Origin of the sequence: Dyella sp. (assembly GCF_036384435.1) — a bacterium.
GTDB lineage: Bacteria > Pseudomonadota > Gammaproteobacteria > Xanthomonadales > Rhodanobacteraceae > GSA-30.
The window spans coordinates 1-23994 of sequence record NZ_DASVMI010000178.1 but is presented as its reverse complement, the minus strand read 5'-3'; the positions used below and the strand labels follow the sequence as shown (position 1 = coordinate 23994).

Annotated in this window: 19 protein-coding genes and 2 pseudogenes; 9 read left to right on the top strand and 12 right to left on the bottom strand. The window is 60.6% G+C overall.

The window, feature by feature from the left end; translation table 11 throughout:
- The 4 genes and pseudogenes from VF436_RS18770 to VF436_RS18755 all read left to right on the top strand — a co-directional run.
- Positions 1–546, top strand: a pseudogene (locus VF436_RS18770) (D-lactate dehydrogenase); the annotation flags it as partial.
- A gap of 22 nt (positions 547–568) precedes the next feature.
- The gene (locus VF436_RS18765; protein WP_330905571.1) at positions 569–2650 is read left to right on the top strand and encodes an FUSC family protein; all 2082 of its coding nucleotides are present in this window, start codon (positions 569–571) and stop codon (positions 2648–2650) included.
- A gap of 69 nt (positions 2651–2719) precedes the next feature.
- Complete coding sequence (locus tag VF436_RS18760; RefSeq protein WP_330905570.1) at positions 2720–2857, top strand: hypothetical protein; 138 nt, start codon at positions 2720–2722, stop codon at positions 2855–2857.
- Between the two features lie 18 nt (positions 2858–2875).
- Positions 2876–3238: a hypothetical protein gene (locus VF436_RS18755; protein WP_330905569.1), complete on the top strand. Its 363-nt coding sequence runs from the start codon at positions 2876–2878 to the stop codon at positions 3236–3238.
- A 126-nt stretch (positions 3239–3364) separates the two neighbouring features.
- Here the strand turns inward: VF436_RS18755 and VF436_RS18750 are convergent, their stop codons facing one another.
- The 6 genes and pseudogenes from VF436_RS18750 to VF436_RS18730 form a co-directional block, all read right to left on the bottom strand.
- Entirely contained in the window at positions 3365–4978 is a 1614-nt protein-coding gene (locus VF436_RS18750) for a hypothetical protein (RefSeq protein WP_330905568.1), read from the bottom strand.
- Positions 4979–5182: 204 nt separating this feature from the next.
- Positions 5183–5554, bottom strand: a pseudogene (locus VF436_RS21765) (DUF4157 domain-containing protein); the annotation flags it as partial.
- A 101-nt stretch (positions 5555–5655) separates the two neighbouring features.
- Positions 5656–6318 carry a hypothetical protein gene (locus VF436_RS18745; protein WP_330905567.1) on the bottom strand — a complete coding sequence of 221 codons (663 nt, stop codon included), beginning with the start codon at positions 6316–6318 and terminating at the stop codon, positions 5656–5658.
- Positions 6319–6493: 175 nt separating this feature from the next.
- Positions 6494–7270, bottom strand: a complete 777-nt coding sequence (gene map, locus VF436_RS18740) for a type I methionyl aminopeptidase (protein ID WP_330905566.1) — start codon at positions 7268–7270, stop codon at positions 6494–6496.
- Positions 7267–7476: a ParD-like family protein gene (locus tag VF436_RS18735; protein WP_330905565.1), complete on the bottom strand. Its 210-nt coding sequence runs from the start codon at positions 7474–7476 to the stop codon at positions 7267–7269. Before VF436_RS18735 ends, map begins: the two co-directional genes overlap by 4 nt.
- A 77-nt stretch (positions 7477–7553) precedes the next feature.
- Positions 7554–8417 (bottom strand): LysR family transcriptional regulator, encoded by an 864-nt coding sequence (locus VF436_RS18730; protein WP_330905564.1) that lies wholly within the window; start codon positions 8415–8417, stop codon positions 7554–7556.
- Positions 8418–8591: 174 nt separating this feature from the next.
- Between VF436_RS18730 and VF436_RS18725 the strand changes: the two genes are divergently transcribed.
- From VF436_RS18725 to VF436_RS18705, 5 genes are all read left to right on the top strand, one after another.
- Positions 8592–9107 (top strand): lipocalin-like domain-containing protein, encoded by a 516-nt coding sequence (locus VF436_RS18725; protein WP_330905563.1) that lies wholly within the window; start codon positions 8592–8594, stop codon positions 9105–9107.
- A gap of 80 nt (positions 9108–9187) precedes the next feature.
- Positions 9188–9739, top strand: coding sequence for a lipocalin-like domain-containing protein (locus VF436_RS18720; RefSeq protein WP_330905562.1), 552 nt, complete (start codon positions 9188–9190; stop codon positions 9737–9739).
- A gap of 41 nt (positions 9740–9780) precedes the next feature.
- Positions 9781–10560, top strand: coding sequence for a methyltransferase (locus tag VF436_RS18715; RefSeq protein ID WP_330905561.1), 780 nt, complete (start codon positions 9781–9783; stop codon positions 10558–10560).
- Between the two features lie 279 nt (positions 10561–10839).
- Positions 10840–11937 carry an efflux RND transporter periplasmic adaptor subunit gene (locus VF436_RS18710; RefSeq protein WP_330905560.1) on the top strand — a complete coding sequence of 366 codons (1098 nt, stop codon included), beginning with the start codon at positions 10840–10842 and terminating at the stop codon, positions 11935–11937.
- A gap of 7 nt (positions 11938–11944) precedes the next feature.
- Positions 11945–15034: an efflux RND transporter permease subunit gene (locus tag VF436_RS18705; RefSeq protein ID WP_330905559.1), complete on the top strand. Its 3090-nt coding sequence runs from the start codon at positions 11945–11947 to the stop codon at positions 15032–15034.
- A 39-nt stretch (positions 15035–15073) separates the two neighbouring features.
- On the opposite strand, the gene VF436_RS21760 is transcribed toward VF436_RS18705, so the two are convergent.
- From VF436_RS21760 to VF436_RS18685, 6 genes are all read right to left on the bottom strand, one after another.
- Positions 15074–15172 carry a hypothetical protein gene (locus VF436_RS21760; RefSeq protein WP_414649880.1) on the bottom strand — a complete coding sequence of 33 codons (99 nt, stop codon included), beginning with the start codon at positions 15170–15172 and terminating at the stop codon, positions 15074–15076.
- Positions 15173–15513: 341 nt separating this feature from the next.
- Entirely contained in the window at positions 15514–15780 is a 267-nt protein-coding gene (locus VF436_RS21755; RefSeq protein WP_414649879.1) for an IS3 family transposase, read from the bottom strand.
- Between the two features lie 208 nt (positions 15781–15988).
- Complete coding sequence (locus VF436_RS18700) at positions 15989–19537, bottom strand: two-component regulator propeller domain-containing protein (protein ID WP_330905558.1); 3549 nt, start codon at positions 19535–19537, stop codon at positions 15989–15991.
- Between the two features lie 663 nt (positions 19538–20200).
- On the bottom strand, positions 20201–21229 hold the full coding sequence (gene adhP, locus VF436_RS18695) for an alcohol dehydrogenase AdhP (protein WP_330905557.1): 1029 nt from the start codon (positions 21227–21229) through the stop codon (positions 20201–20203).
- Between the two features lie 73 nt (positions 21230–21302).
- Positions 21303–22694: an NAD-dependent succinate-semialdehyde dehydrogenase gene (locus VF436_RS18690; RefSeq protein ID WP_330905556.1), complete on the bottom strand. Its 1392-nt coding sequence runs from the start codon at positions 22692–22694 to the stop codon at positions 21303–21305.
- A gap of 81 nt (positions 22695–22775) precedes the next feature.
- A partial coding sequence (locus tag VF436_RS18685; protein ID WP_330905555.1) for an NAD(P)(+) transhydrogenase (Re/Si-specific) subunit beta occupies positions 22776–23994 on the bottom strand: 1219 nt, incomplete at its 5' end.

Sequence of the window (23994 nt, the reverse complement as noted above, 5' to 3'; positions counted from 1 at the left end):
CTGCTCAAGGTCAGCGCCGAAGGCGCGCAGGAAGCACGGGATTTTCTCAAGACCTATTTCTCGGGCGCCACGGGTGACTTTTTCGAATGCACGCCGGACGAGGGTCAGAAGGCATTTCTGCATCGCTTTGCGGCGGCCGGGGCCGCCAATCGTTATCGCGCAGTGCATACGCGCACGGTTGAGAATATCCTGGCACTGGACATCGCATTGCCGCGCAACGAACGAAACTGGTTCGAACAGCTGCCGCCACAAATCGAAGCGCTGATACTGCACAAGCTTTATTACGGCCACTTCCTGTGCCATGTCTTTCACCAGGATTACATCGTGAAGAAAGGCCATGATTGCATGGCGATCGAGCATGCGATGTGGACTCTGCTGGACGAGCGTGGCGCCGAATACCCTGCCGAACATAACGTCGGTCATCTGTATCACGCCAAGGATGCGCTGCGTCAACACTATGAGACGCTCGATCCGTGCAATTGCTTCAATCCCGGCATTGGCCATACCTCGAAGCTCGCGCGCTATGGCGCGGCGACCGGGCACTGAGCGCGCAGACGGGACGGTGAGCATGGCTATCGGCACGCCATCGAGATGGCTACGCGGCATGGTCAGGCGACGACCGGGCTGGATGGTCGCCTTTGCCATCGAGGAAGCGAATCTCTCCGAGGGCATGCGTGCCGCGTGTGCTTCCACGGCGATGCTGGTCCTGGGTATGTATTTGGGGCGGCCCGAGTTTTCCTGGGCGGCCATCGGCGCATTCTGGGCTTGTCTTGCCGATGCATCCGGCTCCATGCGGGCGCGGTGGGGCGCCATGTTGTCCTTCTCGGTATTGTCGACTGTCTGGGGTGGTATCACAGCCTATGCGGCGGGTATCGGAACCTGGGCTGCGGCTGCTGCGATCTTCGCGTTTGCGGCCATGGCCGGACTGGCGCGTATCTGGGGCATGGCTGCCTACCAGGTGGCCGTCCTTGCCGCGACAGCTTGCGTGGTGATGGTCGACAAACCGTTGTATCGCATGGGCGATGGCGTAACGTTTCTTGGCATCTACCTGGGCGGTTGCCTGTTCGCCATGGCTCTGAGCCTGAGTGTGTGGCGGATTTCGCGTTTTGCGCCCGTTCGTTACGCGCTGCGCCTGACGTATGCGCGATTAGCGGAGCTGGCCCGCGACAATGCACGATTGATCGACTCTCATGTGACGGACGAGCAAGCCTGGGCGGCGCATGCCGCCGAATTGCGTGCGCAGGTTCGCGAATCGATCGAGGCGGCCAGGCACGCGCTTCAGGCGACGCCACAGCGATCGGTCGAAAGCGGGCGCGTTGTCCACGACAACCTGCTTCTCGCCCTGGCCGATGCCGAACGGATCTTTGCCAGCCTGATCGCCGTGGCGCATGTGGAAGAGGGGGGGCGCCCCGAGGCATTCCGTCACGCGCGCGTGGCGCGCTGCCTGGCAGCCATCGCTCGGGTACTCAAGCGCATGGGCGAGCAGTTAGGCACTCGCTCGGCACCTTATCCAGTAGGCCTGCGAGGGCGATTACGCACGTTGTCGACATATCTCGATGCCGGATTCGGTCGTTCGTTGTCCTTGCGCCTATGGTCCGAAGACCTGCCTCACCTGGCCACATACAAGGACGAGGCATGGCCTGCTGTCCTGGGCGATGTATTGCGCCGTGCCTGGGGAACGCTGAGACATCATGTGTCAGCGCGCTCGGTTCTCCTCTCGTATGCGATCCGGCTTGGCCTCGTGACGATGGCAGCATTCGTGGTGGTGCGCTTGCTGCACGTGCAGTATGGCTATTGGGCGACGATGGCAGTCCTGTTGATCTTGCAGCCATCGTTCGCCACGACCTGGCCACGTGGTGTCGAGCGAGCCGTGGGGAGCATCCTTGGCGCGCTGCTCGCCGTGGCCATCGGCAATCTTGCCCATACGCCATTGGCGATTTCGCTTGCCGTGTTTGTCACTATCGGCCTGACTATGTTGCTGCGCCCGGTGAGCTATAGCCTGTTCGTGATATTCCTTACTCCCTCGTTCGTACTTGTAGCCGACTACGCTGCCCCTGCGGATGGTTACACGTACGCGCTGGCCAGGCTGGGCAACAACATCCTTGGATGCGTCATCGCGCTGGCTGCGACGTGGCTACTTTGGCCCCGGCGTAAGGCGCAAGACCTGCAACCGGCAATCGTTGATGCCGTGCAGGCCAACCTTGGCTTTCTCGCGGCCGCACTCGCCGATGATGGCACGGGAGATGCCGCCTGCGAGGAGGCACGCAGACGTGCGGGACTGACCAGCAATCAGGCAGAGCACTATCACTGGGTGATGCGCATGGAGGGGGCGCAGCATCGCTCAGGGATGAGCCATGTCGGTGATGTGCTGGCATTGCTGCGCCGGATCGCGGGAACCGCTACGCAAATCAGGGCACGCACAGAGGTGTTGCCGCACGCGCGTGACCTCGCTGCCTGGGTGTCGGCCATGAGTGAAGATCTGGTCGGACACATGCGCAGCCGCAGCGATATCGCACATTCGGCACGGCCTTACCCTCGCGACGAAGTGGATGCCTTGGAAAAGGCGACCTTGAGGCAGGTGCGGCGGCTATCGCAGTTGTTGAATGTCGATACGGCGCACTTAGTTGACGGGCCAGTCAGTCAACCATAGAGCGATGGCTTTTGCGCAGGAGATCCATTCCTGGCCCGGTCCAGAAGTGAAAACAAGCCCGCAGCGGTCTTGGCTGCGGCGATCCGAGCCATCGTCGCGCAGGGTCTGGGTGCGCCTACGACGGTCATCGCCAAGGAAGCGGACATGGCCAACGGCTCGTTGTTCACCTATTTAAAAACCAAGGCGGCGCTGTACAACCAGCGCTAGGTCGAGCTCAAAAGCGAAATGGCGTCCGCAGCCCTGGAAGACATGCCTGTGGACGTCAGCTTGCGCGAACAGTTCGAACATGTATGGATTCGCTGGGCGGTTCGTTATCCGGAAAAGCGCAAGGCGCTAGCCCAGCCGGTGGTGTTCAATGAACTCACCGCGACCAGTCGCGCCGAGGGGCATATGGCTATGGCAGGGATAGCTACACTGATGGAACAGATACGCAAGCAGGGAGCCGTGAGTGCCGGACCATTCGCGTTCGTCGCCACGATCCTGAACTTGGTCGCCGATGCCACCATGGATTTCATGAGGCAGGACCCAAGCCATGCCGATGCCCGTGCCAGGGCAGGGTTCGAGGCCGTATGGCGGATGCTGGGCTGATGCGCCATGGTCCGCAATCGATGGGCCAAAAATCGCGCCGCCAGAAAATCAATGAGGCTGCACAGTTTGGCCACCGGGCATATGCGTTGCCGCGCTCTTTCAGGATGAAATTCCCGCTCTTATTTTTCAGGTGCCGTTGGCTTTGCCGTTGATGCTCACTCGCGTCAAATAGCCCTGGCGCACCTTGGTGGCCACGGCAGCGTCCAGTCCAAATGACGTCGTGGCGCTGTTGAAGACGTCATCCCATTTCGTATACGAATTGGCACGAACATCTGTGATCCAACTGTCTACCGAGGTTGTATTCCATCCTTTGACAAGCTTATCGAAATAGGTGACCACTTTTGACTTAGTGGATTTGTTGAGTGATAGCAACTGGCCTGTCGGGACCAGGCTTGCATTGGAGTCGATGCTCTGCGATGCGCCGCCCAAGATGTTCGAGCCCAGGGGCGCCGTGACGGTGAATGTCGAGACATGGCCTGTCAGGCCGGCATTGCTCGAGACGGGCGCCACTTCGCCAGGTTTGTGGATTTCCTCGGAGCCCACGGTAACCGGATGGTTGTAGCTTCCGCCGTAATCGGTCGCATATTCGGTGGACTTGTCAAATGGATCGGCGCCGGTGGTTTTGTAACGTGACTGGATCTTGCCGGTATGGGCAGTCCCGGTGACGTCTTTCTGCGCCGAATCCAGACGTGCGAAACTGAACTCGAGATCGGAGTCCACGTAGTAGCCACCGTGGCTTGGCTCATCGCCGACCTTCACGTTGGTGATCGCTACTTCGTAACGGTATACATAGCCTTGGGCGATTCCGTTCTTGATGTATTGCTCGACGAAACTCTTGTGCTGGCCATTGGCTTCGTGGGTGATCGGGAACAAGTTGACCTCGTTGGCGATGCCACCCAGGTTGTCATTGAGCAGGTGCCCGCGAATGTAGTAATACGGCCCCGATCCGGAACCTGACATGGCTCGATTGCTTGCCGAGGGTAGGTTCGTCATCATGCCGACGTGATCGGTATCTGCGCCGGCCACGCTGCCAGCCGCGTGATCCTGGCTCAACGGAAACGCACGCATGTGGCTTCCTACTGTGTAGCTGTTCGTGCTTGGGTTCGTTGTCGTCGTAAGATTCAGCTTCGTTGGATTCCACTGCACTCGAGTTTTGTTGCTGCCGCTTCCCGTGCCTTCCGAGCGCATTTCAACGGCATTTGAACCGCTCAGCTGGATTTCGAAGCTGGGATTGATACGATACTTGAGCACATGAGGCAGGCGCGTGTCATCGATGTGGATGTATTGCATCCCGTATTCATAAGCAAGCCTATCGAATTGACTCGCAAGCTCCGACTCGTCTTTGACTTTGCCCGACTGGATCAACTCTCGAATTTCCTCTCCCGCCGCCAGCCCGATCTCCGCCGGTGAAGCTTGTTCGACAGCCACGCTTTCCGCCAACTCGGGGTGCTGGGCCATCAGCACTTCCAGGTTGCCTTCTATGTGCCCGATAACCTCAGCGATAGTGAATGCCTTGAGATTTTTCGGATCGTAGGTTTCACGAAGCACACCCTGCACCATATCCATGACGTCAAATATCGAAGCCAGATGCAGTGCTTTTTCCATATCCTGGGCAAGTGCGGCATAACGTTCTGACTCTGTGACCATGAGCCAGAATGCCTCGATATAATTGCCAGCCTCGGCCTCGTCGGCAATACGCTTGATGGCAAGCTCATCATCGTCATCGAAGATCGTGCTCATGCGAAACCATTTGCCTTGCCGGGGCGCTGCCGACAAGGATGGCGCTGTGCCCGCCAGGGCAGGTGTCACGATGGCCGTTTCCTGGCTTCCCGCGGCTTGTGCCCGGGCTCCCATGCTGTCGGCCTCTCGCTCCAATGACGGGTCATCATTGATCGGCGTGCCGGCATGCAACTGTCGAGTCGCCGAGACACGCCCCTGAGCCTGCTGCACGACGTGCCAGGCCTCGTGCGGGAGGTGCTTTTCCTGGCCGGGCCCAAGATGGATCTGGTTGCCTTGCGCGAATGCATGGGCATGCATTTGCGCCGGCTGAGGCGAATTGTGATGCACCCTGACTGCCGACATGTCGATGCCCGAGAGCGACTCCATGCCGGTTTGCAGGGATGCAGGCAGGGGTTCACCAGCGCCGCCAGCTAATTGCGCTATCTGGTTGCGCTGGGCGGCTTGCCGGGGACTCTCATGGCTGCGTCGCTGCCAGACCCCGGACGAAGCGTTGGCGTCCGCCCTGCGCTGGACGCGCGCGGCAGGTTCGGCCTGTTTCGAAGAAAACTGCGAATCGCTATGCAGGGAAGATTTCAAGGCAAGCCCCAAGCCGGTCCATGGATCAGATATATCACATGGCTTGCGTGTCCGGCTTGCCTGGAGCCCGGCCAAGCAGCCGGAGCGGGCCTGGTCAGCCGTCAGAAATGCAGCCCAAGGGGACTGTTGCAGTCGTACTTTTCGCTCATCTTTTGCACGTCAGCGGGCGACAGATGCTTCATGCTCAGCGCAGCCGGGCTCAATTGGCTCAGGGCCTGCACATCGATGCAATGGCGGTTCGTAATGCCGAACAAGCGCTGGCCGTTGCGCATGACAGCACCAATGCCCTGGTGCATGGGGTCGGTCAGTTCAATGCCCGGGACGAGCCGGCCGTCAGACCCCGGGATCGAGCCGATACGAGCGCCTCGCTGTGCATCGAGCAGCCGCTCGTGAAAACCGCCATCGTCCGCGCTGGACGTCTGGCGATGGATCGCCGGATACGGCTCGTCAGCGGTCGGCGACGTAATGGCGCTCGCGGGCAAGCCGGTCGCTGCCGATTTTAAGGGCAACGGCTCCATCTGGCCAAGACGCCTCATCACGGCCATGCTGCGCGGTGCGGTGTTGAGTCGAGGCGGTGGGGGCGATACCTGTGCGGGGCGTTTCACCACGGGATGCACAGTCACGAACAAAGCGCGCATGGCGGGTACCTCGGTGCTTTGCGCTGGCCGTGTCTTTTCGCCAAGTGGAGCGGCAGGCTGCAACAGCGTGAGCAACAGGCCAAGATGCAGGGTCAACGCCATCGCCATCGCTGCCGTTCGAGGCATGGAAAAGCGCCACTTCACGGATGTTATCCCCGTCATGCCCCATCCCTGTCCCTTGATCAGCGCAGGCGAACGCCGGATTTTCCGGCGGATCAGCTTATCGACAGGTCACGAAGAACGTTGGTTCCATCGCGAAGGAACGAAACGCATCCATTCGCCTGACGCGATGTGCGAAGGATCAACCCACGGCGCAGCGTGGCACTTCCCCGGGACGCAGGGTCAATACCTTGACGCCCGCATGGGTCACGGCAACGGTGTGCTCGAACTGAGCCGATAATTTGCCGTCCCGGGTGTAGACAGGCCATTGGCCCGGTTGCGAACGGATCGCCGCGGTTCCCTGGTTGAGTATGGGTTCGATAGTGAACACCATGCCTTCCTCAAGTCTCAGGCCGGTACCTGGACGGCCATAGTGCAGGATCTGTGGATCTTCATGCATCTGCCGACCGATGCCGTGTCCGCAATATTCCTTGACCACGCTATAGCCTTGGGCTTTGGCGTAATGCGCAATCGCGTATCCGATATCGCCCAGGCGTGCGCCGGGACGCACCGCGGCGATACCTTTCCACATGGCATGGTAGGTGGCCGTGACCAGTCGCCGGGCTGCGTAGGACACCTCGCCCACCAGGTATGTCGTGCTGGAGTCGGCGACGTAGCCATTTTTTTCAAGCGTGATATCGAAATTGACGATCTGCCCGGTGCGTAGAAGATCGTTGTCCGATGGCATGCCATGACAGACCACGTCGTCGATCGAGGCATTCAGTACATATGGAAAATCATACTGGCCTTTACTGGCGGGACGTGCCTGGAGTTCTTCCACGATCATGCGCTCGACGAAGTCATTGACCTCCATCGTGCTTTTACCCAAGAAATTCCATTGCCCGAGTGCATGGAATACCTGCGCCAGCAGGGCACCGGATTCGGTCATCAAGGCAATTTCAGCATCACTTTTGATCATGACCCGGAGCGCAGCGGCCTGGGTTCCACGCCGACGGCGCGCAGTTCATTGGCCACGATTTCCTGGAAGCTCAGGTGCGGATTCATTTCGCAAAGCATGCCGACCTTGATCCAGAAATTGGCTTGCGCGTTGATGGACCGACTGGTCACGGTGCATGCGCGGCGCAATTGGTCGTGCAGGTCGTCGTCGATGTTGACTATGCCCATGGGATCGCTCTGACAAGATATATATGAATCATATATGTTTCATATATGCCTGCCAAGCCATCCAGGTCCGGTTACCGTCAGGCCACCTTGGAAAGACTCCGAAACGCGGTAGCCAGCGTCTGCAAGGCTTGGCGGGAGCGGCGATCATGAAGCGCCGAATACAGCACGGCGTCTTGCGCGGGCAGGGAGGGCAGGGAAAGCGTTTCGCCGATATCGATCGTGCCCGAGGGTGCGGTCCGCTTGGCCAGCACAGCCACGGCCAGGCCCACGGCGGCGGCGGCCCCCACGACAGCCGCGCCCTTGCCGATAAAGACTTCCGTCCAGGCGATGCCGGCCTGGTCCAGGGCGCGAACGGCGGTCTTGCGGATGGAGCATGTTTCGCCCTGCGTCGATAACGGAAGCGGTTGCCCGGGACGAAGCTGCCAGTGCGCCGAAGCAATCCACGCGAATGACTCCTGGAACAGCACCTCGCCGTTGTGCTGCTGGTCTTGTGGTTGAAGTACCAGCGCGGCATCGAGCACGCCTTCCTCGTAAGCCTGGAGCACTTCGCGCGAACCTGCGGCGCGCAGTTCGATGACCAGGTTTGGGTCGTGTTCGTTCATCCAGCGCAGCAAGCCGGGCAGTTCCGCCCCCACCAACTGATGACTGATACCGATGACCATCCGTCGTTGCTTGATCTCCAGGGACGCGATGGCACGCTCGTGTGCACTGACCAGTTCCCTGGCGGCCTCGATGAATGCCGCGCCTTCCGCAGACAGCCGCACCTGGCGGGGTGTTCGTTCCAGTAGCCGTTTTCCCAGTTGTTCTTCGAGTCGCCGCAGCTTCAGGCTGATCGTTGACTGGGTGCTGTCCAACGCCGCTGCCGCCCGAGTGAAGCTCTGTAACTCGGCGACCAGCACGAATGCCTTGATGGCATCCAGATCCAGGGATTTTGTCGTCATATCATTTCAAGATTAAATGACTGAAATAGAAACTCACGCGTTCTCTAAATAGATGGTAGCGCGCTAGGCTTTGTCCCGCACCATCATGGAGTCGGCAGCCAGAGCTTGGCACCCGCGCCAACCATGGCGCTGACGCCCTGGCCACGATGGCCAGATATCCGGAGATTCATAGCGATGCACGCCCCTGGGTTATTCCTGCTGGTCGGTACGGTTCTTTCCCTGGCGCCTGCCGCCAGCGCTGTGGAGATGGATTCCATGCACACCTCGATCCATGACTTGGAAGGCACCTGGACCCTGGCTTATGCCGACGTGCAACACCCTGACGGAACGCGTGCGCATGACTTTGGCGATGCCCCTTGTGGGCGGTTGATTATCGATCACGCCGGACGCTACGCGCTGTTTATCTTCAACGGCGCGCGCCCGAGATTTGCCGCCAACGATCGCAGTGCGGGAACACCCGATGAGTTTCGCGCGGCCGTGCTTGGCACGAGCTCTCACTTTGGCACGCTCGATATCGATCCGGTCAAGGGAACGCTCACGTTTCATATCGATGCGTCGACCTATCCAAACTGGGAAGGCACCGCCCAACAACGACAATATGCATTGAAAGGTGACCTGCTCAGCTACAAGGTGCCTGCGCGACCCAATGGCGATGTTCCATTGACCGGATGGAAACGCGTTTCTCCGTGATCTTGCATGCATCAAGTGGCGCGAGACCGCGATGACGATGGTTTATCGCAAACGACCTGATGAGACGTGAGGAAATTTTCATGCGATGGCTACCCTGGATGCAGATATTGGCATGGGCCTGGGCCGGATCATGCGTTGCCGGCAGTTCCGCATTCGAGCAGGCTGTACAGCGTGCCGATGCGGCAAGCGGCGCCGCCGACAACGCGCCTTCTTCCCTGGTCGGCGCCTGGTCGCTGGTGCGTGTCGACAACGTCTATCCGGATGGTCACCGTGTGGAGCTATATGGTCCGCATCCACAAGGCCTTTGGATCATCGATGCCCAGGGACGCTACATGATGCAGATGGTGCGCGGTCAGCGCACGGCATTTGCGTCCGGCGACAAGGCCAGGGGCACGGCCGACGAATACCGGGCCACGGCACTGTGTAGCAATGCGCATTACGGCCAGGTCCGCGTTCAAGGCCATGTATTGCAAACGCACATAGAGCATGCCTCATTCCCCAATTGGGACGACAAAAGCGGAAGCTCTGTTTTTTCCATAAAAGGCGATACCCTGATTTATACCGTCGCCAAGCCGTCCAGTGGCGCCGCTGAAGGTGCCCATGGCGAGGTAGAGTGGCGTCGCCTGCCTTAAATCGCATGCCTTTGTAATCCCGTCCCGAGAGTGTTGACGTCATGATGAAGAAGAACCTGCTTGCGCTTGCCTTGTTCGGTGTTGTTGCCATGGCGCATGCCGACTCGATGCCACCTGCCTATGTTGCGAAGGCTGTCGCCGATACCGCGCGTCCCGCGGCTGACAGTCAACGGGACGGGGATCGCAAGCCTGCGGCATTGATTGCCTTTGCCGGGATCAAACCGGGAGACAAAGTCGCCGATGTGATGCCGGGAGGCGGCTATTTCACCCGCATTTTCAGCAAAGTCGTGGGGCCGACCGGTCACACGTATGCCATTGTCCCGGAGAGCATTGCCAAGGCCAGGCCGCAGGCGCTCGATCCGGTCAAGGCCATCGCTGCCGACACGGCGTATGGCAACGTCAGCGTGGAGGTCGATCCGTATGATCGCCTCGGCGCGCCCTCATCGCTCGATGTGGTCTGGACATCGCAGAACTATCACGATGTCTATGGTGCGGTCAGCGTGTTTGCGGTCAGTGGCACCAGCGGCCCTGACCAGGCAGCCGCGCTCGATGCGGCCGCCTTCAAGGCCTTGAAGCCCGGTGGTGTCTACATTGTCATCGACCACGCAACCGCACCGGGAGTCGGCGGTCGTGATGCCAACACGTTGCACCGTATCGATCCGTCCACGGTCGTTGCTCAGGTGAAGGCGGCGGGCTTTGTGCTGGAGTCACGTAGCGATCTGCTTGCCAATCCGCAGGACGCACACGACAAGCCGGTTTTCGCGCCGGACATCAAGGGACATACAGATAAGTTTGTCCTCAAATTCCGCAAGCCGCGTTGATAGGACACCGCACCGGCGTACGCGTGACAGGAGACAGGCAACGATGAGCCATCGTTGCCTGCTTCCACGCCAGTAACCGCGTCGTGGTTGATCCGCTGACGTTGCTGGGCCGGGGCAGGCCAGGGCAGAGCGCAGTGCGGCCCGGTTGCATGAACTTCTCTTTTGTCTTGAGCATGATTTTCCGGGAATAACCCGGAAGCTGCGCCTGACCCAACCCCAGATTATTCCGGCTTCTCGGAAGAGGGCATGAGTATGGCTGTGCCTCGAAAAAAAATGGCGATGACTATCCTGGTCTTGATGGCATTGGCTGCTGCGACGTATCTGCTTGGCGATCACCGCGTGCCGGCCGCCGTCGCGCAGACCAGCCATCCGGCCGTCCCCGTAAGAAGTGCATTGGCCACACGTGGCGATGTTGATTTGTCGCTGAGTGTCGTGGCGCACACCGAACCATGGTCCACCGTGACGGTGCGAGCGCGCAGTTCAGGCCAACTCGTCGCGCTGGGTTTTGCCCCGGGCGCGCGGGTCAGCAAAGGCCAATGGCTGGCACGCCTCGATCCTTTGCCTTTTCAGGCCCAGCTTGACCAGGCGCGAGGCAATGCAGCCAGCGCGCGCGCCCAATGGGACAAGGCCCGGATGGATTTGCAGCGCTATGAGCAGATCCTGGCCAAGGGTTTCATATCGCGTGCGAACTTCGATGCCTTCCGCACCAATGTGGATGTGGCACGCGCCAATCTGCAAGCCAGCCAGGCCGCCCAGACCATGGCGCAGTTGCAGCTTGGCTATACACGCATCGAGGCACCTTTTGACGGAGTCGCCGGATTGCCGCTGGTCTGGCCGGGCGCACAAGTGACGGCGGGTACGACGGGTATTGTCGTGCTCAACCAGATTGAACCCATGCGCATCAGTTTCAGCATTCCTGAGGCCAGCCTGCCTGCCGTCCGTGCCGCGCAGGATCGTGGACCGGTCGTCATACAAGCGAGTATTCCCGGCGACAACGATGCGATGCTCCATGGCGTGCTTGAATTCGTCGACAACACCGTCGATACCAGCACCAGTACGATCGTGCTCAAGGGGCGTTTCGAGAATGCCGATCACCGCCTGACGCCCGGGCAATTTGTACAAGTCCGACTATCCACCGTGCACCTGGCCAACGTCGTGAGCATGCCGTCAGAGGCATTGCAAAGCTCGGACAAAGGCGATTTCGTCTTCGTCGTCAGTGCCGATGGCAAGGCATATCAACGCTTCGTGGCAGTCGGGGCGTCGAGCAATGGCCGGATCGTGGTGCGGCAGGGGTTGGAGGCGGGCGAGCGCGTCGTTACCGATGGCCAGTTGCTGTTGAGCAATGGCAGCCCCGTGCGCGCGGCTGGCAACGTATGAGGTCGGCATGATGAATCTGTCCGCCTTGTGCATTCGTCGCCCGGTGATGACGACGCTGTTGATGCTGGCGTTGATGGTGTGTGGCATAGCCGCTTATCCCCACCTGGCTGTCAGCGAATTGCCGAACGTTGATTATCCGACCATCCGTGTCTTCGCCAGCTTGCCAGGTGCTTCTCCCGAAGTGATGGCATCGGCGGTGGCCGCTCCCCTTGAGGCCCAGCTATCGACGATACCGGGTATCGATGCGATCAACTCGTCGAGTTCGCCGGGAGGCACCAGCATCATTCTGAGTTTCGCGCTGAACCGCAATATTGATGCGGCGGCACAGGACGTGCAGTCAGCGATCAATGCGGCCCAGCGCCAGCTCCCACCTGGCATGCCCACGCCTCCGATCTTGCGCAAGATCAATCCAGCCGATGCGCCGGTACTGCTGCTGGCGATGACGTCGCCCACCTTGCCTGTGTCGCAACTGGATGAATATGCCGAAACCCAGCTCGCCCAACGGTTGTCGACGATCGATGGCGTGGCGCAGGTCTATGCCTATGGTGCCACCAAGTATGCCGTGCGTATCAGCGTGGACCCGGATCGCCTGGCGGTCGCGGGCATTGGCATTGATCAACTGCAAAAAGCCGTCACGGATGCCAACGTCAATCAGGCCACCGGCACGCTCTATGGTCCAGGGCAACAGTTCCAGGTACGCAACCAAGGGCAATTGCTACGAGCCGGGCCTTATAACGACATCGTGCTGGCCTGGCGCAACGGCGCACCCGTGAGGTTGGGCGACGTAGCCCAGGCATATGACAGCGTGCAAAATGACCAGCTTGCCAGTTGGTACAAGCACGATCGCTCCGTTCTGTTGGCGATACAGCGCCAGCCGGGCGCCAACACCGTGGCGATGATCAACCGGATCAAGGCGGTGCTGCCTGGCTTTGTCGCCAGCCTGCCTCCCTCGGTGAAGCTTGACATCCTCTATGACCGATCCCAGTCCATCACGGCTTCCGTGACGGATGTGCAGTTCACCCTGGTGCTGGCCGGTTTGCTGGTCATCGTGGTGATCTACCTGTTCCTCGGCCATGGTTCGTCCACATTGATCCCCGCCATGGCCTTGCCATTGTCGATCGTGGGGACCTTCGGCGCGATGTACGTGCTCGATTACAGCTTGGACAATCTCTCGCTGCTGGCCCTGACCTTGGCCGTTGGATTCGTGGTGGACGATGCCATCGTGATGCTGGAGAACATCATGCGTCACATCGAGGCGGGCCTGGAGCCGGATCTGGCTGCCAGGAAGGGAAGCGCCGAGATTAGTTTCACGATCGTTTCAATGACGTTGTCGCTCATTGCAGTTTTCATCCCGGTGATGTTCATGAGTGGCATCATCGGGCGTTTGTTCCACGAATTCGTGGTGACGCTGAGTATCGCCATTCTTGTCTCGGGCCTTGTCTCGATCACGCTGACGCCGATGTTGTGCAGCCGCTTCGTCAAGCCGCACGCATCCGCGAACCGGAATGTGTTGCTTACCCAATTCAATCGTGGCTTCATGGCCATGCAACGTGGATATCTCAGAAGCCTGCGCTGGGGCCTGGAGCATCGGGCGGTCATCTGGGCCACGTTCGGACTAAGCCTGGCGATAACCGTAGCGATGTTCCAGGCCGCGCCCAAGGATTTCATCCCAGCCGGGGACAGTGGGCGTCTGCAAGTCATTACCGAAGGTCCGGAAGATGTCTCCTTTGGTGGCATGGTGGTGCGTCAGCAGCAGCTGGCCGATATCGTGGCGAAAAATCCGGATATCGAATCATGGATGTCCTCGATCGAGGCAGGAGGCTCGACCATCAATGATGGCGAAATGCTGCTGAAGCTCAAACCTGCCAGCCAGCGCAGTCAAAGCCTGGATGAGATCATGCGACAACTGCGGGAACAATTCGCAGGCGTGACCGGCATGCGCGCATACGTACGCAATCCACCGCTGATCCAGATCGGGGGCTTGCGCTCCAAGGCGCAATATCAATTCACGCTGCAATCGCTCGACACCCAGGCGCTGTATGACTGGGCGGGCAGGGTGACGCAGGCATTTTCCGCCATACCCGGCTTCCAGGACGTCACCAACGACCTGAGCCTCAACAGCCCGTCCATTGTGGTCGAAGTGGATCGCAGCAAGCTTGCCCCGCTGGGCCTGAGCATGGCGCAGGTGCAGACGGCGTTGGGTGCCGCGTTCAGCCAGGACCAGCTGTCGACCATCTATGGCGCGGCCACTCAATATTGGGTGGTGATGGAAGTGCGGCGTGATTTGCAGAAAGATCCGGCGGTACTGTCCAAGCTGTATGTCACTTCCGATAACGGCAAGTTGATACCGCTGGACACCGTGGCGCATTTTGTTCGCAAGCCACAAGTGTTGACGGTGAATCACCAGGGCCAGTTGCCATCGGTCACCGTGTCCTTCGGGCTGGCCCCTGGGGTCGGCCTGGGTGATGCGCTTGCCCATATCCATGTCGCGCTGGAGAAAATCGGCCTGCCGTCCAGCATCACCGGCGGCCTGCAAGGTACTGCGCAGGCCTTCCAGGCGTCGATGCAAGGCATGGGCCTGCTCCTGGTTCTTGCGGTGCTGGCGATCTATGGGGTGCTTGGCATTCTCTATGAGAGTTTTATCCACCCATTGACGATTTTGTCCGGCCTTCCCGCGGCCGCCGTGGGTGCGCTTGCGGCGTTGCGCTTATGCCACGCACCGCTGGATTTGTTTGGCTTCGTAGGCATCGTGATGTTGATCGGCATCGTCAAGAAGAACGCAATCATGCTGGTCGATTTCGCGCTGGAGCGACAGCGCCATGGTGGTGTATCGCCCGAGACGGCGATGTTCGAAGCATGCCAGGTTCGATTTCGCCCCATCATGATGACCACAGTGGCGGCGCTCGCGGGCGCACTCCCGATTGCTTTCGATATCGGCGCCGGCGCGGACGTTCGCCGCTCCCTGGGATTGGCGGTCGTGGGAGGCTTGCTGGTCTCGCAATGGCTTACCCTGTACATCACCCCCGTCATCTATCTGGGACTTGGCCGTTTGCAGCGCAAGGCCAAGGGCGACTTGGCGGTGCCGCTCCCCGGCTGATCGCGAAACTGATCTTGTCCCTGAATCACGTACACTCAGTTAAGCGACATGTTGTAGCTCGAACTGCACGGGGCTGCGATAGCCCAGGGTGGAGTGGAGCCACTGTCGATTGGAGTGAACCTCGATGTATTCGAACACGTGGGCCTAGGCCCGCTCGCGCGTTGCAAAGCGTTCGCCGTGAATGGCCTCGACCTCCAAGCTTTCGTTCCAGCTCTCCACGGCGGCATGGTCGTAACAGTCGCCTTTATTACTCATGCTGCACCGGAGGCTGTGATCGCTGAATAACCGTTGGTGGTCCTGTGAACAGTATTGGCTGTCGCGGCTGGAGTGGACGATGGCGAGCAAAGACGGCCATGCTCAGTGCGTTGCACACCAAGGCGGCCGTCATGCGCTCGGACATCGACCAGCCAATCACGTGACGCCAATACAGATCCAGCACGACGGCCAAATACACCAGCCTTCGTCGGTGGCGATATAGGTTATATCGGCCACCCACGCCTGATTGGCGCGATCGGTATGGAAGTTCTGCTGGAGCAGGTTCGGCGCCCCCCGGCAAGCTGTGGTTGGAGTTGGTGGTGGCCTTGAACTTGCATGCGGCTTTCGCACGCAGATGCATGCCTACGCATGCTGTTAGCCACCTGATGGTGGCCGGCACGACGGCCTTGTTCTCGGAGTCGCCGTACCACGCGTGGCGAGCCGGTTCGCCCTTTCTCAGCGTCATAGGCTTCGCATACCTGCGTATCCAACTACGCCCGCTTGAGCGCCCGCGGCGACGGAGGACGACCGCGCCACGCGTAATAGTCGGCCGGTAACACGTTTAGCACGCGACACATCAAACGCAAGGGGCTCCTTTTTGGGTGCGGATCTTGATTCGCATCAGGAAATCAAGGCGTTGCATTCATGTGGTCTATTCTGACCGGGATGAGCACACGCCTGATTGACTCCGAAAAGCCCTCAGCCGTCCTGGGCGAGCTTGTTGGTCAGCACGGTTGCCAGTGCCTGGACCAGTTGTTCGCCATGCAACGGCTTGCGTAGAAAGCCATCCATGCCAGACGCATAGGCGCGACTTTCCTCATCCCCGCCGGTGCGCGCCGTGATGGCAATCATGGGGAGCCAGGCACAACCTTCGCGCGAGCGCACAAGCCTTGCCCATTGCAGGCCATCGAGCCCTGGTAGATCCAGATCCACGAAAGCCGCATCGAAGCGCTGCTGCTCCAGGGCTTCCAGGGCACGCAGCGCGTTGGGCACGTGCTCGACGTCGTGTCCCTGCACCTGCAACAAGCCAGCGATGACTTCGGCAATCGTCGGATCGTCTTCGAGCAACAGCAGCCGCCAGTGAGGTCCCTGCGCGCTTTCGCGCGCACGCACCGGTTCGCTCGGGGCGGCCACGGCCGGCAGCGGCAGAATCACCTGGAACACGCAGCCAGCTCCCGGCGCCGATTCCAGCGTAATGCTACCCCCCATCAGCGTGACCAATTCGCGGCAGATCGCCAGCCCCAGGCCACTTCCCGAGCCACGCTGAGGACTGTCGAGCTGCTGGTAGCGTTTGAAAAGCTTGGTCTGGTCGGCAGGCGCGATGCCCGGTCCGGTGTCGCTCACGGTGAAGCAAAGTCCTTCGGCATGCTGGGTCAACGCCAGACGTATCTGGCCGCGCTCGGTGAACTTGACCGCGTTGTTGCCCAGGTTGAACAAGATCTGCCGGACGCGCACCGCATCTCCCAGCACCTGCGCGGGTACGCCGTCGCCGATGTCCATATGCAGGTCCAGGCCTTTGTCCGTGGCTTTGGCACGCTGCAACTCGGCAACGTCCTGCAACAGGGCAGATGGGTCGAGCGGTGCGAGAGCCAGTTGCAGATGGCCCGCTTCGATGCGTGCCAGGTCCAGTGCGTCGTTGACCAGTGTGAGCAGCACTTCACCGCAGTTGCGGATGGCCTGCACGTAGCGTTGCTCGGTATCGGCCAGGGGGCGGGTCAGCAGGAGTTCGGCCATGCCCAGCACGCCGGTCATCGGTGTGCGGATCTCGTGGCCCAGTTGGGCAAGGAATTCCGTCTTGGCCTGGTTGGCTTCGTGCGCCAGATGATGCTGTTGGGTGATCAGCTCCAGGCGATGCCGCTGCAACTGACGGCGACGCATGGCATAGAGAATGGTCATGAACAGCACGGCCAGCCATACCGCATAGGCAAGCCATGCCCACCATCGGGCCCATGGAGGATTGTCCACATGCAGGCGCAGTGGCGTGGACAGGTTTCCCCAGGCGCCATCGGGTCCAGCGGCCTGGACATGGAGCATGGAGTCGCCACTGGGTAACTGGCTGAATGTGCGATCGCCACGATGACCAGTATCGACCCAGCCCGTATCGAAACCTTCCATGCGAAAGCGATACATGTTGTGCTCGGGCGCCATGAACGACAACGCGCGCGTGACGACCGTGAGATCGTGATCGTTCCATGCCAGCGCTATCGCGCCGTGGTCGGGCTGCAATTCGCGCATGCCGTGCGGGCCGCGTACGCGCAACGCACTCAGGCGCAGCTCGGGTTTTCTCTGGTGCGACTGAATCGCATCGGGCTGGAAGCCGACAATGCCGTTCTTGGAGGGGGCGTATAGCCGTCCATCCGGCAGGCGGGCGATGGCGTTGCTGCCAAAATAGGTATCCACCAGCCCGTTCTGCAAACCGAAGCCACGGAGGCTGCTGTCCGCGGGGTCGTAGAGCCAGAGGCCATTGCGGGTAAACAGCCATGCCCGGCCGTTGGCATCCACGCGAAGGCTCATGATGCTGTTGATGGTGCGCTGGTCATCGAGTCGATAGTGCGCCACGCGTGTCGCGTGGCCGTCGTGCCAGCGATAGGTTGAAAGGCTATCTGCATCGGCGACCCACAGCATGTCGCCGCGAAGATCGAGCGCGCGCACGAAGCGCCGTTCCACGCCATCCACGTTGCTGACTGGCTTCCCCGGTGCCCAGCGGCTGATGCCCTTGTCGCTGGCGATCCACAGCGCACCATCGTGCCAGCGCATATCGTTGCCGGAGGCTTCGGCCAGTTCAGGGCTGGCGAAAGCCAGGGATTCGCAGCGTGTGCCATCGGAGGCAACGGCGCATACGCCATGAGGCACGAGGCCCATGTAGGCCGTACCGTGCTCATCCAGTTCCACGTTGTATGCCTGGGCTGGAACCGCGATGGATACCAGATGACCCGAGCCGTATCGGAAGCTGCCGTTGGCCGAGTTGATCCACAGGTGTCCGTTTGCGTCGGTGGCCATGCCGTAAATGACATTCTGGTGCGCGCCTGGCAACCGTATCGCGGCCGGCTGCACGGCTTGCGTGGCCGGATCGAGCTTATCGATCACGCCATCCTGGCTGCCGATCCAGAGGGAGCCATCCGGTGCGGCGGCAACCGCCGTGAAGCTCCCGGCGCTGAGGCTGGCCGGATCGTCCGGTCGATGGATCTCGCGGGAAAAGTCACTCCAGTCGGGTGCCAGATACGCCAATCCGTTGTCGGTGCCCAGCCATAAGCCACCCTCGCGATCATGCAACAGGCGCAGCACCACCTGGCCGGGCAGGGCGTAAGGAAGCAACTGACTGGCGCCGAATCGATAGGCATGCCCGCCTGCATCGCGCACCACCAGGCCGTTGGTGGTGCCCAACCAGAGACGCCCGTCACCATCGGGCGAAATCGACGTGATGGCGATAGTCGGCATGCCTTCCAACGGCACGCGCCGTGCATGGCCGTCAGGTGTCAGGCGGAAAAGGCCGTTCGCCGTGCCAACCCATAGTGTGTCGCCATCGCGCATCAGGGCGAACACGAGGGGAGATGCCAACGCTTGCGCGTTCTCGTCCTCGAAACGCACGTGCTGGAAGTGGCCATCCTGATCACGAAGGTCCACGCCAACGGCGCTGCCTACCCACAAATGGCCATCCGGCTCGGCAAGCAGGACGCGCACATCGTCGCTGGCCAGGCTGCGCGGATCGGTACGATCGTGGCGCGCATGTTCAAAATGCCCGTCGTCCAGCCGATGATCCAGCCCCCCATCGTTGATACCGACCCATAGCGTGCCATCCCTGTCCTGGGCGAGCGCGCTGACCTGATTGCCTCCCAGGCTGCCCGGCGCCTTGTCGTCATGGCGCCAGTGAACAAAGCCGTCACGCGTGACGTCATAACGAACCAGGCCGTCATCGCCGCCGCCCCACAACTGCCCCTGCGCATCGACCAGCAGCGCCCGCACGCGATCGGCGGGGGCGGCATAGGGGTCATCCGCGCGGCGTGGCCAGTTCTTGAATTCCACGCCGTCATAGCGCGTCAAGGCCGAGCCGGTGGCTATCCATAGGTATCCGTCGCGGTCCTGCGCTATCGCGCTGATGGTCGGGTCAGGCAGGCCCTCGGACGTGCCGTATCGACGAAACTGCGGCGTCGGAGCCTGGACGGACATTTTCGCCGGTGCCTGCACATGACTGATACCGGGTGCGATGCTGCCAAGCATGGACGCCAGCAGCATGGAAGCAATCAGCATGGGCGCTCCGATGGCCTTGCCGGTTGGCGCGGACCGGTGACGGTCATGGCACGTGCCCGGCGCAAGGTATGTGTGCACGCCGCCGAAAGCCAGCGCCATCGGAGGCGTTACCGGCAGAGACATAAGGATGGAATATCCGCAATGGGCACCACAGGCGTGACATGGCGTACAAGTCTAGCGCAGCGACAAGCCCCCGTCCCCGGTCAAGTGGGAACGGGGTCCCCGGTCACTGGATGATGTTCGCCGTGACGTGATGAGCACGACCGCCCCAGCTGTCGATGAGAAGGGCATTGGATACTTTCACGTCGACGCCTTCTCATCGGCACCGAGGCATCGCATGGCTTCAATGGATCGAACAGTATAGTCACCATTCAAGCGTAACCCTGTTGATCGTGTACTTGTGGCGCCGTACACGATCAACGAGTCCTAGCTGGCCTTGATCATCGAGCATGCTCATTTCCATCGATCTACAGCGCATCCCAAGTACCCTGCCGAGGTGGTGATCCGGATGTGCGCCCGCTCGGCCTTATCCGCATTCGGGCATGTCGCGCTTTGATCGGTGCCGGCTGGATGGAGAGATCCGCCAATACGCGGGAGCTTCGGAATGGTTCAAAAGTCGAAGCCCTTGAGGTTGTCAGAGCCCAGCAGATACGCGGCTGATTTTCAGGCAGAGAAATCGAGCACCACACGACCTTCGATCTTCCCTTCATGCATACGTCTGAACACATCGTTGATGTTGTCCAGGCGTTCGGTGCTGACTGTGGCGGCCACCTTGCCGTCCTTGGCGAAATCCAGGGACTCCTGAAGATCCAGCCGGGTTCCTACGATCGAACCGCGTACGGTAATCCCGTTGAGAACCATATCGAAAATCGACAGATCAAAGCTACCCGGCGGTAGGCCGTTGAGCGACACGGTCCCGCCGCGACGCACCATGTTCATCGCCTGACTGAAAGCACTAGGCGACACTGCGGTCACCAGAGCGCCGTGCGCACCGCCGATTTCCTTCTTTAGAAAAGCCGCCGGATCGACGTTCTTCGCGTTGACTGTGATTTCCGCGCCCAGCCGGCGAGCCAGGTCCAGCTTCGTGTCGTCGATGTCCACCGCCGCTACTTTGAGCCCCATCGCTTTGGCGTACTGCACCGCCATATGGCCCAGGCCGCCAATGCCGGAGATCACGACCCACTGACCGGGCCGGGTATCGGTGACCTTGAGGCCCTTGTACACGGTGACGCCAGCACACAACACCGGTGCGATCTCGACAAAGCCCACCTTGTCGGGCAGGCGACCCACGTAGTCGGCTGCGGCCACTGCGTACTCAGCGAAGCCGCCGTTGACCGAGTAGCCGGCATTCTTTTGCGTCTCACACAATGTCTCCCAGCCGCCCAAGCAGTGTTCGCAGTGGCCACATGCTGAATACAGCCAAGGGATACCGACGCGATCGCCCTCCTTCAGGTGAGTGACGCCGGGCCCGATCGCGACGACGTGGCCCACGCCCTCATGGCCGGGAATAAAGGGCAGTTTGGGTTTCACCTGCCAATCACCGTCCACCGCGTGCAAATCGGTATGGCAGACGCCGCAGGCTTCGATCTTCACCAGTACCTCGCCCAGACCCGGCGCGGGCACCGGCACTTCCTCGATTTTCAGCAGGCCGCCGAAGTCGTGGACGACGGCGGCTTTCATGGTCTTGTTCATGAATGATTTCCTCGTATCAGGCTCTGGATGACAGCGCAGGTGCGGGGCACCAGCGACCGTGCCTTGGCGTCGTTTAGAACGCACCGTCGATGTCGGTGACAGCGATCAGCTTGTGGTTTACAAATTCCTTGATGCCCAGACCCACCAGCTCGCGGCCGTAACCGGAACGGCGTATACCGCCAAAAGGCAAGTCGGCGGCCACGCCCGTGGGATGATTGATATAGACCATGCCGGTAGAGATCTTCCGCGCCACTTCGATGCCATGCTTGATATCCTTGGTGAATACCGAGCCGCCGAGTCCGAACGGCGAGTCGTTGGCGATGCGGATGGCGTCAGCCTCGTCTCTGGCGCGAATCACTTGCGACACCGGGCCGAAGAACTCCCATCGGCGCGCCGGATTATCATCGCTCACGTCGCTCAGCAGCAGCGGACGGAAGAATGCGCCGGTGGAAGGTACCTCTGCGCCGATGATCTCGGCCTTGGCTCCATATGCCACAGCCTGTTCAACCTGTTTTTTCAGGTCGTCCGCTGCGCCCTGTGAGGACAACGGCGCCAGCGTAGTAGAAGGATCCATGGGATCGCCCGCCTTCAGCTTGGCAACGCCTGCCTTGTACTTTTCCAGAAAGACGTCGTAAATCGCATCGACCACGATGATGCGCTTGGACGAGCAACATACCTGGCCGGCGTTCCAGTGACGACCGGTGACGGCCCATTGCACCGCCTTGTCCAGGTCGGCATCGGCCAATACCACGAAGGCGTCGGCACCACCGAGCTCCATCGTCGATTTCTTCAGCGCTTGGCCGGCCTGCGCGGCGACCATGGCGCCAGCACCCTCAGAGCCGGTCAATGCCACGCCTTGCACGCGTGGGTCCTCGATGATGGCGTTGAGCTGGGCGCGGGTGGCATAGAGGTTGGTGAAACCGCCTTTGGGCAGGCCGGCCTCGCGGAGCAGGTTCTCGAACGCCGCCGCACACTGTGGCACGTTGGAGGCGTGTTTTAGAATCAGGACGTTGCCCGCAGCCAGTTGCGGCGCGGCGATACGCACGATCTGGTAGTACGGGAAGTTCCACGGCTCCACTGCCAGCAGGATGCCCTGCGGCACATGCTCGACCCACGATTGGGTATAGGAAGCGTGCTTGCTGGGAAGTTTCTCCGGCGCCAGCAGTTTTTCGGCATTCTCGACGTAGTACTCGAAAATCTGCGCGGACAACTCAACCTCGGCCTCAGCCTCGGCGATCACTTTGCCCATCTCCAGGGTAAGAATTTTCGCGTAGTCGGTGTGCTTCTTGCGTAGCAGGTTGGCAGCATTCTGCAGCACCTTTACGCGTTCGGCGATGGTGACGTCCTTCCACATTTCGAACATGGCCTGCGCCCGATCCAAGGTTCGTGCGACCTCTGCATCTGTGGCATCCAGGAACCTTTTGACGACTGCACCGGTGTAAGGATTAATGGTTGCGTATGACATATATGGCCTCTTCAGTGTATGCCCGGGCCATCAATAATCTGGTCATCGGGCACGGGGGAATATGGGGGGCTAGGATCCTGCTCAGCTGGCAGGAAGTTCCTTGATTGCTTGTGCCATGGAAGTGAGCACCGTCAACGCGTCGCCGTAGACCATGTTGCAGTTGTCACCGTAGAACAGAAGATTCTCCACGCCGGCATAGCCTTTGCCCTGTCCACGCTTGACGACGTAGACCTGGTGCGCCTTATCGGCATTGAGGATGGGCATTCCGTAGATGGGCGAACTCTTATCCGTGCGCGCCGCTGGGTTCACCACATCGTTGGCCCCGATCACCAGAGCTACATCCGTGCTGGCGAAGTTCCCGTTGATATCTTCCATGTCATAGATGAGGTCGTAGGGCACGCCGGCCTCAGCCAGCAGCACATTCATATGTCCAGGCATGCGCCCGGCGACCGGATGGATGGCGAACTTCACATCCACCCCGCCTGCTTGCAGCAGCGTCACGAACTCATAGAGCTTGGCTTGCGCTTGCGCCACCGCCAGACCGTAGCCGGGCACCACGATCACGCTACTGGCGTAGCGCATGGTCACTGCTGCATCGGATGCATCGCTAGGCTTGAGCCGGCCGGAGATATCGCCCTGTGCCGCGCTCGCTGTCTCGCCAAAGTGGCTGAACAATACATGGGTCAACGAGCGGTTCATGGCCTTGGCCATCAACACGGTCAGCAGTGTGCCGGCTGAGCCGACCACCATGCCAGCGATCATCAGTGCCGGGTTGTGCAGGGCGTAGCCTTCCAGGCCTACCGCCAGGCCCGTAAAGGCGTTGTAGAGCGAAATCACCACTGGCATGTCGGCGCCGCCGATCGGCAAGGTCATCAATACACCGAAGGCCAACGCTCCAAGGAAGAACAGTGCCAACCATGTCACGGCCTGACTGCCGACACCGGCCAGCATCAAGCCGCCCATTACCAAGGTGGCAAGCAGCACCAGCACGTTGAAAATACTCTGCCCCCTGAAACGCCAGGCGCTGCGCATACGGCCATCCAGCTTGGCCCAGGCGATCATCGATCCTGCCAAAGACACCGAGCCGATCAATGCGCCCAACGCGGTCGCGACCAAGTTCAGAGCGCTTCCATCGTGTGGCTCGATCAGCTCCACCGCAGCCACGGCGGCCGCAGCACCACCACCCATGCCGTTATACAGCGCAACCATCTGCGGCATGGCGGTGATCGCCACCCGTTTACCACGGTACCAGGCCCAGCCGACGCCGACGGCCAGGGCCAATAACGTCAGCCCCAGGTTG

Excerpts from the sequence above, each read along its gene's own strand:
- VF436_RS18765 (WP_330905571.1), top strand. The coding sequence starts at position 569 with ATGGCTATCGGCACGCCATCGAGATGGCTACGCGGCATGGTCAGGCGA.
- VF436_RS18755 (WP_330905569.1), top strand. The coding sequence starts at position 2,876 with ATGGCGTCCGCAGCCCTGGAAGACATGCCTGTGGACGTCAGCTTGCGC.
- VF436_RS18750 (WP_330905568.1), bottom strand. The coding sequence starts at position 4,978 with ATGAGCACGATCTTCGATGACGATGATGAGCTTGCCATCAAGCGTATT.
- VF436_RS18745 (WP_330905567.1), bottom strand. The coding sequence starts at position 6,318 with ATGCCTCGAACGGCAGCGATGGCGATGGCGTTGACCCTGCATCTTGGC.
- map (WP_330905566.1), bottom strand. The coding sequence starts at position 7,270 with ATGATCAAAAGTGATGCTGAAATTGCCTTGATGACCGAATCCGGTGCC.
- VF436_RS18735 (WP_330905565.1), bottom strand. The coding sequence starts at position 7,476 with ATGGGCATAGTCAACATCGACGACGACCTGCACGACCAATTGCGCCGC.
- VF436_RS18730 (WP_330905564.1), bottom strand. The coding sequence starts at position 8,417 with ATGACGACAAAATCCCTGGATCTGGATGCCATCAAGGCATTCGTGCTG.
- VF436_RS18725 (WP_330905563.1), top strand. The coding sequence starts at position 8,592 with ATGCACGCCCCTGGGTTATTCCTGCTGGTCGGTACGGTTCTTTCCCTG.
- VF436_RS18720 (WP_330905562.1), top strand. The coding sequence starts at position 9,188 with ATGCGATGGCTACCCTGGATGCAGATATTGGCATGGGCCTGGGCCGGA.
- VF436_RS18715 (WP_330905561.1), top strand. The coding sequence starts at position 9,781 with ATGATGAAGAAGAACCTGCTTGCGCTTGCCTTGTTCGGTGTTGTTGCC.
- VF436_RS18710 (WP_330905560.1), top strand. The coding sequence starts at position 10,840 with ATGACTATCCTGGTCTTGATGGCATTGGCTGCTGCGACGTATCTGCTT.
- VF436_RS18705 (WP_330905559.1), top strand. The coding sequence starts at position 11,945 with ATGATGAATCTGTCCGCCTTGTGCATTCGTCGCCCGGTGATGACGACG.
- VF436_RS18700 (WP_330905558.1), bottom strand. The coding sequence starts at position 19,537 with ATGCTGATTGCTTCCATGCTGCTGGCGTCCATGCTTGGCAGCATCGCA.
- adhP (WP_330905557.1), bottom strand. The coding sequence starts at position 21,229 with ATGAACAAGACCATGAAAGCCGCCGTCGTCCACGACTTCGGCGGCCTG.
- VF436_RS18690 (WP_330905556.1), bottom strand. The coding sequence starts at position 22,694 with ATGTCATACGCAACCATTAATCCTTACACCGGTGCAGTCGTCAAAAGG.